The organism is Enterococcus sp. DIV0774, assembly GCF_050539095.1.
Lineage (GTDB): Bacteria > Bacillota > Bacilli > Lactobacillales > Enterococcaceae > Enterococcus > Enterococcus faecalis.
The window spans coordinates 1,892,815-1,908,345 of record NZ_CP172923.1 but is presented as its reverse complement, the minus strand read 5'-3'; the positions used below and the strand labels follow the sequence as shown (position 1 = coordinate 1,908,345).

The following is a 15,531-nucleotide window of genomic DNA, read 5'->3' as shown; positions in this document are numbered from 1 at the left end:
TAATGAGTGCAAAGTGAGGCGACTATAATGAAACAAATGGAAGAAATCAAACAAGTAAGTCAATTATATAAAGTATTAAGTGATCCAACACGTTTAAGAATTTTGCTACTTTTAAAAGAAGGCGAGCATAACGTAACGGCGATTAGTGAACAATTGGGAATGGAACAGTCCGCCGTTTCTCATCAACTAAAATTATTAAGAGATAGCCGGGTTGTCAAGGCACGTCGTGAAGGAAAAACGATTTTTTATACATTAGATGATCATCATGTAATAGATATTTTAAATCAGACCTTTGAGCATATTGAACATCGATAAAAAGTAGGAAAAAATAGCGTAACTAGAATAGCGCTGTTGATGGAGGTAAAAATGAAGGATACCTTAAAGATCGGGTTACTAGGATTAGGGACTGTAGGCACTGGCGTTTTAACTCTCTTGAAAGAACATCAAGAGAAAATTTCACAAGTGACAGGAATGAATGTAGTCATTGAAAAAGCATTTGTCCGAAATCTTGAAACGAAACAAGCGCAAGCGGAAGAATACGGTCTTTCTTTAACAACTTCAATTGATGATATTTTAGAAGATAAAGAGACTCAAATCGTTGTGGAATTAATGGGAACCATTGAACCAGCCAAAACCTATATCATGAAAGCTTTAGAAAAGGGCAAACATATTGTGACTGCTAATAAAGATTTACTGGCGCAACATGGGAGTGAATTAGTAGCGTTAGCCCAAAAACATCATTGTGATTTATATTATGAAGCAAGTGTTGCTGGCGGGATTCCAATTTTAAGAACAATTGCTAATAGCTTAGCGGCAGACAATATTCAACAAGTTTTAGGGATTGTGAATGGTACGACGAATTATATGCTTACGCAAATGGTTTCTGCTGATAAAAGTTATGAAGAAGCTTTAGCAGAAGCGCAAGCGTTGGGATTTGCTGAAGCGGATCCGACAAATGATGTCGATGGAATTGACGCAGCCTATAAAATGGTTATTTTAAGTCAATTTGCTTTTGGGATGAATGTTTCATTACCACAAGTTGATATTCGTGGAATTCGCGGATTGTCTTTAGATGATGTCGCTATGGCTAAACAACTGGGGTATGAAATCAAATTGATTGGCTCTGCTGAACAAAATGAGAATAGTATCTCGGTAGAAGTGGCGCCTATGCTAGTCAATCAAAAGCACCCTATTGCATCTGTTCGGAATGAGTACAATGCAGTATTTATTAAAAGTGCAGGCGTGGGGGAATCAATGTATTACGGTCCAGGAGCTGGCGCTAAACCGACAGCAACCAGTGTGGTCAGTGATTTAATTACGATTGCTAAAAACATTCGCTTGGCAACGACTGGCCATATGTTCAATTCGTATCAACATAAAACCCAATTGACGAGTTCCGAAAATGTATTTGGGCAGTACTATTTTTCATTAGATGTTCCAGATACACCAGGACAATTTTTGCAGTTGACGCAATTAATGACTAAAGCAGAAGTCAGCTTTGATCAATTAGTTCAACAGAAATCAGATGGACAGCGAGCAAGAATTGTTGCCATTACACACCAGATATCAAAAGCACAAATGCAACAAGTTGTGACAGCTATTCAAAATACGGAAGCCTTTCAGTTATTGAATGTAATGAAGGTTATAGGAGATGAGTAAACATGTATGAAGGTTTGTTAAAACAGTATCAAGCGTATTTGCCCGTAACAGAAAAAACACCAATGATTTCTTTAGCCGAAGGAAATACGCCACTGATTCCTTTACCTAATTTATCCAAAGAATTAGGTATTCAATTATATGGAAAATACGAAGGCTTAAATCCCACTGGCTCATTCAAAGATCGCGGGATGGTGATGGCTGTAGCAAAAGCGGTAGAAGAAGGTGCCAAAGCGATTGTTTGTGCTTCTACAGGAAATACTAGTGCCGCCGCTGCTGCGTATGCCACAAGAGCAGGCATTAAAGCGTATGTAGTGATTCCAGAAGGAAAAATCGCACTGGGAAAATTGGCGCAAGCTATTATGTATGGGGCGGACATTATTTCGATTCCAGGTAACTTTGATGAAGCATTAAAAGCGGTGCGAGAGATTGCGAAAACTGAGGCAGTTGCGCTAGTTAATTCAGTGAATCCTTATCGCTTAGAAGGGCAAAAGACAGCAGCTTTTGAAGTTTGTGAACAATTAGGTCAAGCGCCCGATGTCTTAGCGATTCCAGTTGGAAATGCCGGCAATATTTCCGCTTACTGGAAAGGCTTTAAAGAATGGCATGAAAAACAAGGAACAACTTTACCAAGAATGCATGGTTTTGAAGCAGAAGGTGCCGCAGCGATCGTGAAAGGCCAAGTGATTGAGCAACCTGAAACCGTGGCAACAGCGATCCGGATTGGAAATCCTGCTAGTTGGCAATTAGCAGAACAGGCACGTGATGAATCGGGTGGTTTCATTGATGCCGTGACAGATCAAGAAATTTTAACGGCTTACCGAAAAATTGCTGCTCAAGATGGGGTTTTCATTGAACCTGGTTCGGCTGCTTCATTAGCTGGAGTTATTCAACATGTTAAAAGCGGTAAAATCAAAGCAGGTGAAACCGTCGTGGCAGTCTTTACTGGTAACGGGCTGAAAGATCCTGATACAGCAATGGAGACAGAAGTAGCTATTTCAAAAATGAGTGACGTGGAAGAAATGCGTCTGCACTTACGAAAAGGAGTCGCAACACTATGAAAATAAGAGTACCTGCCACTAGTGCCAACTTAGGACCTGGCTTTGATTCATGTGGCATTGCATTATCCGCTTATTTAACAATCAACGTTTTAGGTGAAAGTGAATTTTGGGAAATTCAACATACTTTGGGAGAAGAGATTCCTACTAATGAAGAGAATTTATTAATTCAAACGGCATTGAAAATTGCACCAGAATTAACACCAAAAGTTATTCGGATGGTTTCTGACATTCCCCTTGCAAGAGGACTAGGCAGTAGCTCAAGTGTGATTGTAGCAGGCATTGAATTAGCTAACCGACTAGCACATTTAAATTTGTCCCCTAAAGAAAAAGTCCGTTTGGCCACAGAGATGGAAGGACATCCGGATAATGTTGCCCCAGCTATTTTAGGAGATTTCGTGGTGGCTAGCCATGTAGAAAACCAAGTCTACCATGTCAAACATCACTTTCCAATGTGTGATGTCATTGCATTTATTCCAGAGGAACCATTATTTACCGAAAAAAGTCGCGCTGTTTTGCCCGAAAAATTGACTTATAAAGAAGCGGTCGCGGCCAGTTCAATTGCCAATGTTATGATTGCCGCAATTTTAAACGGGGATTTACCTTTAGCAGGCAAAATGATGGAACAAGATAAATGGCATGAAACGTATCGTCGTTCATTGGTTCCTCACTTAAAAGAAATTCGTCGTTTAACTCAGCAAAGAGGTGCTTATGGTTCTTTCTTAAGCGGTGCTGGTCCAACTGTGCTAATCTTGTCGCCAGAAGAACGAACCAACGAAATTGTTCAAAGCTTGGAGAAATTATCTACCAAAGCGAGCATCCAAATTTTCAATATTGATCAAGAAGGCGTTCAAGTCTTTTAAAAAAACGAGAAAAAATCACTAGTGATTTTTTCTCGTTTTTTTTTAATCCTCGGAGGTTTCCGTGGAATAATAACTATGATCTTCTAAGTTCAAAGCATTAAGAATCATTGAGGCAGTTTCTTCAATTGAAAGAGAAGCGACATCAATAACGATACAACCTAATTTTTGATAAAGATCATTAGCAAAAGCCAGTTCTCGCCGAATTTTTTCAATATCTGAATAAGAAGTATTTTCAGGTAATCCATATGCGCGCATTCGTTCTTTACGAATCCCGTTTAAAACATTGGGATCATTGGTTAAGCCAACAATTTTTTTAGGGTCCATTTCGAATAATTGTTTCGGTAAATGTGCTTCAGGAATCAGTGGCAAATTAGCAACTTTTAAGTTCTTGTTGGCTAAAAAGAGACTTAGCGGTGTTTTAGAAGTTCGGGAAACGCCAAGAAGTAACACATCCGCTTCTAAAAAGCCTCGTGGGTCCTTGCCATCGTCATATTTGACAGCAAATTCCATTGCTTCAATTCGTTTAAAATAATTTTCATTCAGATGATGTAAGGCACCTGGTTCCCGCATGGGTGCGACACCTGTTAATCGTTCGATTTCCGTAACTGGTGGTGTCAAAATGTCAAAATGGAACAATTGATGCTCATTGAAAAATTGATTAGCAATCGCCACGAGATGATCATTAATAATAGTATGCAGTACCATGGCTTCTGCTTTTTTGGCATCTTCTAACGCTTGCACCAGTTTATCTTCGTCTTTAACGAATGTTCGTCTAATCAAAGTAAAATCAACAGTGGGGTACTGGGCCATTGAAGCAGCCGCCAATTTTGAAGCGGTCTCGCCAGCAGAATCTGAGATGACAAAAATCGTCACACATTTTTTTTCTTCAGAAATAGTCATAGAGGGTAAGTCCTTTCTTGCATTTTTAATAATTTTATTATACCATAAGTCCAGAATCTATTTCGTAATGATTCTGATTTAGGTTGGTGAGGGAGGAAATGGCGATGGCACCAGTAAAAACCAATATTGAACAAGCCTTAGAAACCATGAAAGCCAGTGGATTAAAATATACTAAAAAACGAGAATTACTGATGAGCTATTTGATTAAGCGAAATCGGTATGTTTCTGCACGTGAAGTGTATGAATTTATGAATGAAACCTTTAAAGGAGTCAGTTATGATACGGTTTATCGTAACTTGCATGACTTTGAGCGCTTAGAATTGCTGGAAAAAACAGAATTAAATGGCGAGCAAAAGTTTCGCTTCCGTTGTTGCCAAGAGGTGGAACATCATCATCACTTTATTTGTACGGTTTGTGGCAAAACGGAAGAAATTCACATGTGTCCGATGAATTTTTTTGAAGAACAGTTAAAAGGTTGTTCAATTGAAGGACATCGCTTTGAAATACTTGGTCGTTGTGCCGATTGTTGCGAAAAATAGCGAATAAGACGAAAAATCAAACAAAAATTTCGTATTTTATCAGTAGAGTGGTTGACGGTTATTTATGCTTTAGCTATAATATAACAAGGACAGTATTTTAATTTGTGGGTTTTTCCCACAAATAAGAAAAACGGTTACTTTTTAAGCTCGGAGGGAGGGAATAACATGTCAAAAACAGTCGTTCGTAAAAACGAATCTCTTGATGATGCTCTTCGTCGCTTCAAACGTTCCGTTTCAAAAGCGGGTACTTTACAAGAATCACGTAAACGTGAATTCTACGAAAAACCAAGTGTAAAGCGTAAGAAAAAATCTGAAGCAGCTAGAAAACGTAAAAAATTCTAGTTTTGAATGAATTGGAGTTGGTGGTATGTCATTGCTAACCACATTGAATGACGACATTAAAACAGCGATGAAAGCTAAAGACAAAGAAACTTTAGCCGTACTTCGTATGTTAAAGACTGCCATTCAAAATGATCAGATTAAAGCGGGCCGTGAATTGAACGGAGAAGAAGAACTCACTGTATTGTCTCGTGAGATGAAACAGAGAAAAGATTCTTTATCAGAGTTTGAAAAGGCGGGACGCGACGATCTTGTTGAAAAAGTAAAAGTTGAAATAGCAATTGTTGAAAAATATATGCCTCAACAACTAACGGAGGAAGAAATTCGTCAACTAGTTCAAGAGGTAATGACGCAAACTGGCGCCACTTCACCAAAAGATTTTGGTAAAGTGATGGGCGCTATGATGCCGAAAGTCAAAGGCAAAGCCGATGGCAACCAAGTTAACGCAATTGTGAAAGAATTATTACAAGAAAACTAAGAGCGTTATCGAAACTAGGACAGGATACTGTCCTAGTTTTTTTATGTAAAGAGAAAACCGGTAGCTTTTTACGGTTTTCTCTTTTTTGACTTTCAAAGTCAAATCAGGTACGACTTCTTTTTAAACAGATAAGAATGTGGTATCATTGTAAAGGACTATATAATAAAGGAGATGGACGTTTTTTGACAGATAATCAGTCAAAATCTTTGGAATTAATACTTACTGATTCTGATGATGCACACATGCTTTTAGGAACACATGATAAACATATCAAATTTTTAGAAGAGAATACCCACGTAACGATTAATAGTCGTGGCGAAGTTATTCAGTTAATTGGCGAATCATCAGAGGTAGAGTTAGTCGCTTCCGTGTTAAGAGCGCTACAAACATTAATTCAACGAGGCATCAAAGTGCATACGCCAGATGTCGTTTCTGCTTTAAAAATGGCCAAAGCTGGAAATTTAGAGGCGTTTATTGCCATGTATGAAGAAGAAATTATGAAGGACCATCATGGTCGGGCCATCCGAATTAAGAATGTTGGTCAAAAAAAATATATCGATGCAGTTAAAACTCATGACGTCATTTTCGGGGTGGGACCTGCGGGGACAGGAAAAACCTTTTTAGCCGTGGTGATGGCAGTAGCAGCCTTGAAAAAAGGCGAAGTACAAAAAATTATTTTAACTCGTCCAGCGGTGGAAGCTGGCGAAAGCTTGGGCTTTTTACCAGGTGACTTAAAAGAAAAAGTCGATCCTTATTTACGTCCAGTTTACGATGCCTTGTATCAAATTTTTGGTATGGATCATACAAATCGTTTAATGGAACGCGGCGTTATTGAAATTGCCCCGCTTGCTTATATGCGTGGTCGTACATTGGATGATGCTTTTGTCATTTTAGATGAAGCACAAAATACCACGGTTGCCCAAATGAAAATGTTTTTAACTCGTTTAGGGTTTAGTTCAAAAATGATTGTTAATGGAGATACTAGTCAGATTGACTTGCCACGTGGTGTAACAAGTGGTTTAGTTAACGCCGAGCGTACGTTAAAAGACATTGAAAAAATTGCCTTTGTAAATTTTGAAGCCAGTGACGTTGTGCGTCATCCGGTTGTAGCACAAATTATTCAAGCCTATGAAAAAGAACAACAAAAGCATTCCTAAGCAGTTAGGGAAGGAGTGAAAGTACCTTTTGAAAAAAGTACTTACAAAGTTAGGGGATCGTTTAGGTAAAGCCTATTTACCTATTTTATTAGCCGTTTTTTCTCTTCTTTTATTTATGATTATGTTTGGCAGTGTCCATCAGAAAAGAGTAGAAATTAAAGAAGGTCAACTGGCCGAGAAAACTATTCGTGCAAATAAAAATATCGAGAATACCTACGAAACAGAACAAAGAAAAAAATTGGCAGCAGAAGCTGTCACACCCGAATATATTTATCAAGAAGATACGGCATCTGTCCAACATAATCGTATTGATAAATTATTTAAATTGATTGATTCTGCGAATGAAAAAGTAGACAAAGAGTACAGCAATAAGCAAGCGAAGGCCAAAAAGGAAGAAACGATTCCTGCGCCGACCGTAGAAGAACGAGTAGCTAGCTTAAAATCATTGTTTGAATCTTTACCGCAAGATGAAGTTACGTTTTATCAAAGTTTTCCTAATGTTTTTTATCAAACAATCTTTACATTAACCTCTGAGCAATTGGATAAGGTTCGTTCAGAAAGTTTGATGTTGGTGGACGATGCGATGCAAAATCACGTTCGAGAATCTGATTTGGATAAAATTCGCCAAGAAGCTAACGGTAAAATTCAATACTTAGATATTACGAGTACCATGCAACAAGTCATTCGTTACATTGTTAACCAAGGGATTGTGGTAAACGATATTGCCAATGAAAAACGAACAGAAGAGCTACGCCAAAAAGCGATGAATGCTGTCCAACCCGCAATGATTTATCAAGGCGAAATTATTGTTCGTGAAGGTACTCAAATTGATGCAAAAGCGGTCGAAAAACTTGAGCTACTAGGAATGACTAGTCAAAATACCTCTATTTTTCCAATGGTGGCATTAGCATTAGCTATTTTACTTCAAGTTGAAGTGTTAATTTTCTTTACAAAACAAGTGACTGAGCCTTCGCGACAACGCTCGTTTATTATCTTTTACACGGGTGCTATGCTAATCAGTGTTATTTTAATGAAATTCTTCCAGATTTTCCAAACAGAGCAGTTGATGTATATTCCCTTGTTCTATCCAGCAGCCTTTGCGCCGCTGATTCTAAATCATTTTGTGAATCGTCGTTCAGGGATAATCGCTGCCATTTTCCAAGTCGTTTTTGCGTTATTTATCTTTTATAATTCTATTGGTACAAACTCGTTGACGGTTATTCTGATTATGTACTTATTCTCAGGATTTCTAGCAACAGTTGTTAAACGGAAACGAATGAGTGAGCAAGTTTTCCCAGCTTTAATGTGGGTAGTGGTCTTTCCTGTTTTCATGGCAGTTGTCTTAATGATTTATCAAGGAATGAGTTTAACAGATGGTAAAACGTGGACAGCTTTAATTTGTGCAGGTGCAGGAACGGTACTTTCATTTTTAGCAACAATGGGCTTGCATCCATATATCGAATTATTAGTGACTGATGATAGTATGATTGTCTTGAATGAATTAAGTAATCCGAACCATCCGTTGTTAAAACAACTGTTAGAAGAAGCGCCAGGTACCTATCATCATAGCATGATGGTGGCTAGTTTGAGCGCTAACGCTGTTGCTGAGATTGGCGGGCGGTCGCTATTAACACGAGTTGCTTGTTATTACCATGACATTGGCAAAATTAAACACGCCAATTTCTTTGTGGAAAACTTACCTGCTGGTGCAGAAAATCCACATAACTTTTTATTACCAGAAGATAGTAAACAAATTATTTTTGGCCACGTAATTGATGGCGCCAAAATTTTAGAAGAGTACAATATGCCGCAAATGGTGATTGACATTTGTCGTCAACATCATGGCACAACATTGATGAAATTTTTCTATGTGAAAGCAAAAGAACGCAATCCTGAAATTAAAGAATCCGACTTCCGTTATCCTGGGCCACGTCCACAAACACGAGAAGCAGGGATTGTGAGTATTGCTGATACTTGTGAGGCTGCTGTGCGGGCGATGGATCATCCGACCAACGAAAAAATTCAAGCCTTTGTGCATAATGTGATTCAAGATAGAATTTCAGATGGCCAATTAGATGAATGTGGGTTAACGATGAAAGAGATTCGCATCATTGAAAAATCATTAATTAATGGATTATGCAGTACCTTCCATTCACGGATTAAGTATCCAAAAATGAAAGCTGAAGCAGAAGAAATGAAAGATGAACAAGAAAAGAGAGATGACTAATGGATATTACTTTCATTGATGAAACCGAGAAAGTACCAACAGAAGAAATCAAAGAAATCGAAAACTTGCTGCAATTTGCAGCGGGTTTTCTAGAAATTGCCGAAGATACGGAGATGTCGGTGACTTTTACAGATAACGCAGGTATCCAAGTGATTAATCGTGACTATCGGGGCAAAGATATGCCTACAGATGTCATCAGTTTTGCTTTAGAGGATGAAGGGGAAAACGAATTGCCAATTATTTTTGATGATGAAGAGTTGGCAGAGTTACCACGTAATCTAGGTGATTTAATTATTTCAACAGAGCGAGCAGCAGAACAAGCAGTTGAATATGGGCACACATTGGAGCGAGAAATGGGCTTTTTGGCAGTACATGGCTTTTTACATTTGAATGGGTACGATCATATGGAACCTGAAGATGAAAAAGAAATGTTTGGTTTACAGAAAGAGATTTTAGATGCGTATGGCCTTAAAAGATGAGCAAACAGGAAAGAATAAACATTTTATTAATTCATTAGAATTTGCCTGGCAAGGAATCAAAACAGTTTTTCGAGAAGAACGTAATATGCGCAAACATGTGGCGTTTGGTGTCACGGCCATTGTGTTTGGTTTCTTGTTTTCTTTAACACTTGCTGAATGGCTGTGGTTGTTATTGGCCGTTTTTCTTGTCTGGTTGGCAGAAATTATCAACACAATTTTTGAAAATGTCGTAGATATGTTTACGGATTTTCACTTTCATCCAATCGGAAAAAAGGTTAAAGACATGGCCGCAGGAGCTGTTTTATTAACAGCCGGTTTCGCAGTGCTAGTAGGACTAATTCTATTTGTACCAAAAATTTTACAAATCATTCAAATGTGGAAATAAAAGGAGAAATACAATGACAACTGAACATAAATCTGGTTTCGTAGCCATTGTCGGCAGACCAAATGTTGGGAAATCAACATTGTTAAATCGAATTGTCGGCCAAAAAATTGCAATTATGAGTGACAAAGCACAAACAACTCGTAATAAGATTCAAGGAATTTATACAATTCCTGAAGCACAAATTGTTTTTATCGATACTCCAGGGATTCACAAACCTAAACACCGCTTAGGCGATTTCATGGTGGAAAGTGCCTATAATGCGATGCGTGAAGTAGATGCTACTTTATTTATGGTAAGTGCTGATCAAAAACGCGGGAAAGGTGACGACTTTATTATTGAACGATTGAAAAATAATAATAGTCCAGTCTACTTGATTATTAATAAAATTGACAAAGTCCATCCAGATGATTTATTGAGTATTATTGAAGACTATTCGAAACAAATGGACTTTAAAGAAATTATTCCCATTTCTGCCACTGAAGGAAATAATTTTGAGCATTTGATGGATGTTCTCGTTGAGCAAATGCCAGAAGGACCACAATATTTCCCTGATGACCAAATTACGGATCATCCAGAATATTTTATCGTTTCCGAATTAATTCGTGAAAAAGTGTTACTTTTAACAAGAGATGAGATTCCTCATTCTGTCGCTGTCGTTGTGGACTCAATGAAACGGGATGAAAACGATAAAGTCCATGTCCAAGCAACCATTATTGTGGAACGGGACAGTCAAAAAGGTATCATTATTGGCAAAGGCGGAAAAATGCTGAAACAAATTGGTACCAAGGCGCGTCAAGATATTGAATATTTATTAGATGACAAAGTGTATTTGGAGCTTTGGGTAAAAGTCCAAAAAGACTGGCGTGACAAAAAAATCTATTTACAAGATTTTGGTTATCGCAAAGAAGAATATTAAGAAAGTAGTGTTTGGGAAGCGAGTGTATAAACGAACTTTCCAAACACTACACTAATTTACATAAGAAATGGAAGTGAATTGAATGGCATTAGGGGAGACCAAAGGCATTATTTTATTTACGAAGGATTTTAAAGAGAAGGATAAACTCGTCAAAATTTTTACAGAATCCTATGGAAAATTGATGTTTTTTGTGAAAGGCGCGCATCGAAAAAATAATCCTCTTTTGCCAGCGATTCTGCCATTTACAGAAGCCGTCTACATCGGAAATTTTAGAGAAGAAGGCTTATCTTTTCTCAATAGCAGCAAAGAAGTTCAACCTTTTCGAAACATTCAACAAGACATATTTATTAACGCATATGGAACATATATTTTAAACTTAGTCGATGCAGCAATTGAAGATCAGCACTATGACCCTAATTTATTTCAATTTACCCACATGGCATTATCCGCTTTAAATGAGCAAAAAGATCCGGAAATCATTACAAATATTTTTGAAATTCAATTGTTAGAACGGTTTGGTGTACGACCAGAATGGCATCATTGTGTGGCTTGTGGCGAAACACAAGGGAAATTTGATTACTCTTCAAAGTATAGCGGTGTGCTTTGTGAAAAACATTGGCATTTAGATGAACAGCGCTACCATGCAGATCCTAGAGCAATTCATTTTATTCGCTTATTTTCGCAAGTCTCCTATGAAAAAGTCCAAAACATTCAAGTAAAAGAAGAAACTAAGAAAAGTATTAGAGAAACGATTGATATGTTATACGATGAATATGTCGGGTTGCACTTAAAAAGCAAAAAATTTATTGATCAAATGAAAACGTGGGAAAATACGTTAAAAATTCTACCACGAAAGAAGGAAGAAAAATAAACGTAAACAAGCAGACGTTTTTCTAAAAAAAATTTGACAACTTCCCTCAGACACCGTATTATGATAGAGAAGTTAAATACGTACGAAGAAAAAGAGAAGTAAAAAGAACCCTCTGTTAAGCGAATCTGGGAGAGTGGGAGCCAGAAACACGGAACTTTTGAAAGGCACTTTGGAGTACGACAAACGAAGCTGCCGATGAACACATCGGAAGTAGGGTGGAACCGCGATAATTATTCGTCCCTATGTCTATTAATAGGCATGGGGACTTTTTGCTGTGAATCACTACGATTGGCGCAAATGCGACAGAGTAGATGATGAACAGTACAAGGTGACCAAAGGGAACGTTGTCTCCTCTATGTTAAAACAAACTGCTTAGCCAAAAACATGGAGTAGATGATGAACAGCACAAGGTGACCAAAGGGAACGTTGTAACCGAATAAAAAAAGCAAACAGTTAACACCAAAAGAAAAAATAGTAACGTTTATTCAAAAAAGCTCAATTGGCGCAAAGGTGACAGAGTAGATGATGAACAGCATAAAAATTATCCCATTCTACAAAATTGTTTTTCTGTAGCCCTTTTTAAATTTACATTCCCGAAGCAAAGCCAATCCCTATGTCTATAAAAAATATTCCAAGGAGGAAAACAATGAAAAACAAGTTAACCGTACAAGAAATGATTTTAACCTTGCAAAAATTTTGGTCATCTAATGGCTGTATGTTAATGCAAGCCTATGATACAGAAAAGGGAGCCGGCACCATGAGTCCTTACACGTTTTTACGTGCCATTGGACCTGAACCATGGAATGCTGCCTACGTAGAACCTTCTCGTCGTCCAGCTGATGGACGCTATGGCGAAAATCCAAACCGTCTATACCAACATCATCAATTCCAAGTTGTAATGAAGCCTTCTCCTGAAAATATCCAAGAACTTTATCTAGAAAGTTTAAAATTATTAGGAATTGATCCATTAGAACATGACATTCGTTTTGTAGAAGATAACTGGGAAAATCCTTCAATGGGCTGTGCTGGTTTAGGTTGGGAAGTTTGGTTAGATGGCATGGAAATTACCCAATTTACGTATTTCCAACAAGTTGGCGGCTTACAATGTCATCCTGTCACTTCTGAAATTACTTACGGGTTAGAACGCTTGGCATCATATATCCAAGAAGTCGAAAGTGTCTATGATTTAGAATGGACACAAGGCGTTAAATATGGTGAAATTTTTGTGCAACCTGAATATGAACATTCAAAATATTCCTTTGAAATTAGTAACCAAGAAATGCTTTTAGAAAACTTTGACAAATTTGAAAAAGAAGCTAAACGCTGTATTGAAGAAAGCTTAGTTCACCCAGCCTATGATTATATTTTAAAATGTAGCCATACATTCAATTTATTAGATGCTCGCGGCGCTGTCTCTGTAACGGAACGTGCAGGATATTTAGCCCGCATTCGGAATATGGCTCGTTCCGTAGCGAAAATTTTTGTGGCTGAACGTGAAAAATTAGGGTTCCCATTATTAAATAAAGATCAAAGTGTATCCAAGGAGGCAGAATAACATGGCAAAAGATTTATTATTAGAAATTGGCTTAGAAGAAATGCCCGCACATGTTGTCACACCAAGCCGTATCCAACTTGAAGAAAAAGTAATCAAATTTTTAGATGAACATCATTTAGACTATGAAACAGTGCAATCCTTTGCCACACCTCGTCGCTTAGCCGTGAAAGTAACTGCGATTCCTGAAAAACAAGCAGATGTTGAAGAAGAAGTAAAAGGTCCAGCGAAAAAGATTGCTTTAGATGCTGAAGGAAATTGGTCAAAAGCTGCACAAGGTTTTGTACGCGGCCAAGGAGTTACAACTGAGGACATTGTTTTCAAAGAATTAAATGGTGTCGAATATGTCTATGTGACGAAGTTTACCAAAGGCCAAAGTGCCAAAGAGGTATTAACAAAATTAAATGACGTGATTACAAGTCTAACTTTCCCGGTAACAATGCACTGGGCAAACTATGATTTCGAATATATTCGTCCAATTCATTGGATTGTGGCACTACTTGATGATGAAGTAATTCCTTTCAAAGTGTTAGACGTGACGACAGGACAAACTTCTCGTGGCCACCGTTTCTTGGGAGACGATGTGACGTTCCAACATGCTAATGAATATGAAGCAAAATTAAAAGAACAATTTGTAGTGGTTCAACCGAATGAACGGAAACAAATGATTGTTGATCAAGCGAACGCACTCGCTGCTGAAAAAAATTGGCAGTTAGCTTTAGATGAAGAGTTACTGGAAGAAGTTACGAATTTAGTGGAATATCCAACTGCATTTGTAGGCAGTTTTGATGAAAAATATTTATCTGTTCCAGATGAAGTATTAGTGACTTCTATGAAAGAACACCAACGTTACTTTGAAGTTCGTAACGACCAAGGCTTATTAATGCCGCATTTTATCGCTGTTCGCAATGGGGATAATGTTCACCTTGAAAACGTGATTAAAGGAAATGAAAAAGTGTTAATTGCTCGTTTAGAAGATGCAGAATTCTTTTACAATGAAGATAAAAAATTAACGATTGAAGCATGTGTTGAAAAACTAAAAAATGTGACTTTCCATGAAAAGATTGGTTCAATTTATGAAAAAATGCAACGGGTTGCTTTAATTGCACAAATCATTGGTAGAAAAGTTGGCTTATCTGAGGAGGAATTGGAAGATTTAAAACGTGCCTCTGAAATTTATAAATTTGACTTAGTAACAAATATGGTTGGTGAATTCCCAGAATTACAAGGAATTATGGGAGAAAAATATGCCTTATTACAAGGTGAAAAACCAGCCGTAGCGACGGCGATTCGAGAACATTATTTACCAACTTCCAGTGAAGGTGAATTGCCAGAAACAGCAATCGGGGCTGTTTTGGCCTTAGCCGATAAGCTTGACAGCGTCTTTTCATTCTTCTCAGTTGGTATGATTCCAACAGGTTCTAACGATCCTTATGCACTTCGTCGTCAAACCTATGGCGTTATCCGAATTATTGAAGATAAAGGCTGGACCTTCCCGTTAGTCCAATTACAAACAGAAGTTGATGAAGCAGTGAATCAAGATGTTGAGAAATATGGCGTTTTACTAAACGAAGGACAAGCAGAAGTCGTTGAATTTGTGAAAGCTCGCTTACGTCAATTATTAATGACGAAAAATGTTCGCCATGACATTATCGATGCAGTGGTGTCTGCTGAGCAAGCCGATTTATCGAAATTATTTGCTTCAGCAAATATTTTAAAAAGCCGTTTTGAAGATCAAGATTTTAAACCATCAATGGAAGCCTTAACGCGTGTTATTAATTTAGCGAAAAAAGGTCAAGAACTTTTAGGTGATACTGAAGAAGGGATTGATCCAAGTCTGTTTGAAAATAAGGCAGAAAAAGAACTGTATCAAGCAGTTAACGATTTATCTGAAGCTTTTGCTACACGCACGATTGCAGAAAACTATGAAGCACTAGTAAATCTACGTCCGTTAATTGATGCGTACTTCAATGAAACGATGGTTATGGTTGAGGATGAAAAAGTCAAACAAAACCGATTAAAACAATTAATGCAAATTGCTAAAATGGCGTTATCAATTGCTAGCTTAGATTTATTAATTGTGAAATAAAAAGCGCTGTTTTTCGACCGCT

16 protein-coding genes are annotated in these 15,531 nt (G+C 37.7%); 15 read left to right on the top strand and 1 reads right to left on the bottom strand.

Annotated features, from left to right (window positions below; genetic code table 11):
• Positions 1-6: 6 nt before the first annotated feature.
• The 4 genes from IGL86_RS09155 to thrB are packed head-to-tail and all read left to right on the top strand — an operon-like array spanning position 7 to position 3,577.
• Positions 7-315 carry an ArsR/SmtB family transcription factor gene (locus tag IGL86_RS09155; RefSeq protein WP_002356730.1) on the top strand — a complete coding sequence of 103 codons (309 nt, stop codon included), beginning with the start codon at positions 7-9 and terminating at the stop codon, positions 313-315.
• A 51-nt stretch (positions 316-366) separates the two neighbouring features.
• Entirely contained in the window at positions 367-1,659 is a 1,293-nt protein-coding gene (locus tag IGL86_RS09150; RefSeq protein WP_010713213.1) for a homoserine dehydrogenase, read from the top strand.
• 2 nt (positions 1,660-1,661) lie between these two features.
• A complete protein-coding gene (gene thrC, locus IGL86_RS09145) occupies positions 1,662-2,717 on the top strand; it encodes a threonine synthase (protein ID WP_002356733.1) in 1,056 nt (351 codons plus the stop codon).
• A complete protein-coding gene (gene thrB / locus IGL86_RS09140; RefSeq protein WP_002364438.1) occupies positions 2,714-3,577 on the top strand; it encodes a homoserine kinase in 864 nt (287 codons plus the stop codon). Before thrC ends, thrB begins: the two co-directional genes overlap by 4 nt.
• Positions 3,578-3,619: 42 nt before the next feature.
• Here the strand turns inward: thrB and IGL86_RS09135 are convergent, their stop codons facing one another.
• On the bottom strand, positions 3,620-4,477 hold the full coding sequence (locus IGL86_RS09135; protein WP_033625886.1) for a pyruvate, water dikinase regulatory protein: 858 nt from the start codon (positions 4,475-4,477) through the stop codon (positions 3,620-3,622).
• Between the two features lie 98 nt (positions 4,478-4,575).
• On the opposite strand from IGL86_RS09135, the gene IGL86_RS09130 reads away from it, so the two are divergent.
• The 11 genes from IGL86_RS09130 (at position 4,576) to glyS (ending at position 15,509) form a co-directional block, all read left to right on the top strand.
• Complete coding sequence (locus IGL86_RS09130; RefSeq protein WP_002387080.1) at positions 4,576-5,016, top strand: Fur family transcriptional regulator; 441 nt, start codon at positions 4,576-4,578, stop codon at positions 5,014-5,016.
• Positions 5,017-5,181: 165 nt separating this feature from the next.
• Complete coding sequence (gene rpsU / locus IGL86_RS09125; RefSeq protein ID WP_002356740.1) at positions 5,182-5,358, top strand: 30S ribosomal protein S21; 177 nt, start codon at positions 5,182-5,184, stop codon at positions 5,356-5,358.
• A gap of 25 nt (positions 5,359-5,383) precedes the next feature.
• Complete coding sequence (locus IGL86_RS09120; RefSeq protein ID WP_002356741.1) at positions 5,384-5,833, top strand: GatB/YqeY domain-containing protein; 450 nt, start codon at positions 5,384-5,386, stop codon at positions 5,831-5,833.
• A 242-nt stretch (positions 5,834-6,075) separates the two neighbouring features.
• Positions 6,076-6,990, top strand: coding sequence for a PhoH family protein (locus IGL86_RS09115; RefSeq protein ID WP_369810298.1), 915 nt, complete (start codon positions 6,076-6,078; stop codon positions 6,988-6,990).
• Positions 6,991-7,018: 28 nt separating this feature from the next.
• Positions 7,019-9,217: an HD family phosphohydrolase gene (locus tag IGL86_RS09110; RefSeq protein WP_002382763.1), complete on the top strand. Its 2,199-nt coding sequence runs from the start codon at positions 7,019-7,021 to the stop codon at positions 9,215-9,217.
• Positions 9,217-9,696: an rRNA maturation RNase YbeY gene (gene ybeY / locus IGL86_RS09105; RefSeq protein ID WP_002380585.1), complete on the top strand. Its 480-nt coding sequence runs from the start codon at positions 9,217-9,219 to the stop codon at positions 9,694-9,696. Before IGL86_RS09110 ends, ybeY begins: the two co-directional genes overlap by 1 nt.
• Positions 9,680-10,081 (top strand): diacylglycerol kinase family protein, encoded by a 402-nt coding sequence (locus tag IGL86_RS09100; protein WP_002382764.1) that lies wholly within the window; start codon positions 9,680-9,682, stop codon positions 10,079-10,081. Before ybeY ends, IGL86_RS09100 begins: the two co-directional genes overlap by 17 nt.
• A gap of 13 nt (positions 10,082-10,094) precedes the next feature.
• Positions 10,095-10,997 (top strand): GTPase Era, encoded by a 903-nt coding sequence (era, locus tag IGL86_RS09095; RefSeq protein WP_002359745.1) that lies wholly within the window; start codon positions 10,095-10,097, stop codon positions 10,995-10,997.
• Positions 10,998-11,079: 82 nt separating this feature from the next.
• Complete coding sequence (gene recO, locus IGL86_RS09090) at positions 11,080-11,868, top strand: DNA repair protein RecO (RefSeq protein ID WP_010823846.1); 789 nt, start codon at positions 11,080-11,082, stop codon at positions 11,866-11,868.
• A 646-nt stretch (positions 11,869-12,514) separates the two neighbouring features.
• Complete coding sequence (glyQ, locus tag IGL86_RS09085) at positions 12,515-13,423, top strand: glycine--tRNA ligase subunit alpha (RefSeq protein ID WP_002379669.1); 909 nt, start codon at positions 12,515-12,517, stop codon at positions 13,421-13,423.
• 1 nt (position 13,424) lies between these two features.
• Positions 13,425-15,509, top strand: a complete 2,085-nt coding sequence (glyS, locus tag IGL86_RS09080) for a glycine--tRNA ligase subunit beta (protein ID WP_002370425.1) — start codon at positions 13,425-13,427, stop codon at positions 15,507-15,509.
• Positions 15,510-15,531: the final 22 nt, after the last annotated feature.

Excerpts from the sequence above, each read along its gene's own strand:
- IGL86_RS09130 (WP_002387080.1), top strand. The coding sequence starts at position 4,576 with ATGGCGATGGCACCAGTAAAAACCAATATTGAACAAGCCTTAGAAACC.
- IGL86_RS09100 (WP_002382764.1), top strand. The coding sequence starts at position 9,680 with ATGGCCTTAAAAGATGAGCAAACAGGAAAGAATAAACATTTTATTAAT.
- thrC (WP_002356733.1), top strand. The coding sequence starts at position 1,662 with ATGTATGAAGGTTTGTTAAAACAGTATCAAGCGTATTTGCCCGTAACA.
- IGL86_RS09120 (WP_002356741.1), top strand. The coding sequence starts at position 5,384 with ATGTCATTGCTAACCACATTGAATGACGACATTAAAACAGCGATGAAA.
- era (WP_002359745.1), top strand. The coding sequence starts at position 10,095 with ATGACAACTGAACATAAATCTGGTTTCGTAGCCATTGTCGGCAGACCA.
- IGL86_RS09135 (WP_033625886.1), bottom strand. The coding sequence starts at position 4,477 with ATGACTATTTCTGAAGAAAAAAAATGTGTGACGATTTTTGTCATCTCA.
- recO (WP_010823846.1), top strand. The coding sequence starts at position 11,080 with ATGGCATTAGGGGAGACCAAAGGCATTATTTTATTTACGAAGGATTTT.
- IGL86_RS09150 (WP_010713213.1), top strand. The coding sequence starts at position 367 with ATGAAGGATACCTTAAAGATCGGGTTACTAGGATTAGGGACTGTAGGC.
- rpsU (WP_002356740.1), top strand. The coding sequence starts at position 5,182 with ATGTCAAAAACAGTCGTTCGTAAAAACGAATCTCTTGATGATGCTCTT.
- ybeY (WP_002380585.1), top strand. The coding sequence starts at position 9,217 with ATGGATATTACTTTCATTGATGAAACCGAGAAAGTACCAACAGAAGAA.
- glyQ (WP_002379669.1), top strand. The coding sequence starts at position 12,515 with ATGAAAAACAAGTTAACCGTACAAGAAATGATTTTAACCTTGCAAAAA.
- IGL86_RS09115 (WP_369810298.1), top strand. The coding sequence starts at position 6,076 with ATGCTTTTAGGAACACATGATAAACATATCAAATTTTTAGAAGAGAAT.
- thrB (WP_002364438.1), top strand. The coding sequence starts at position 2,714 with ATGAAAATAAGAGTACCTGCCACTAGTGCCAACTTAGGACCTGGCTTT.
- glyS (WP_002370425.1), top strand. The coding sequence starts at position 13,425 with ATGGCAAAAGATTTATTATTAGAAATTGGCTTAGAAGAAATGCCCGCA.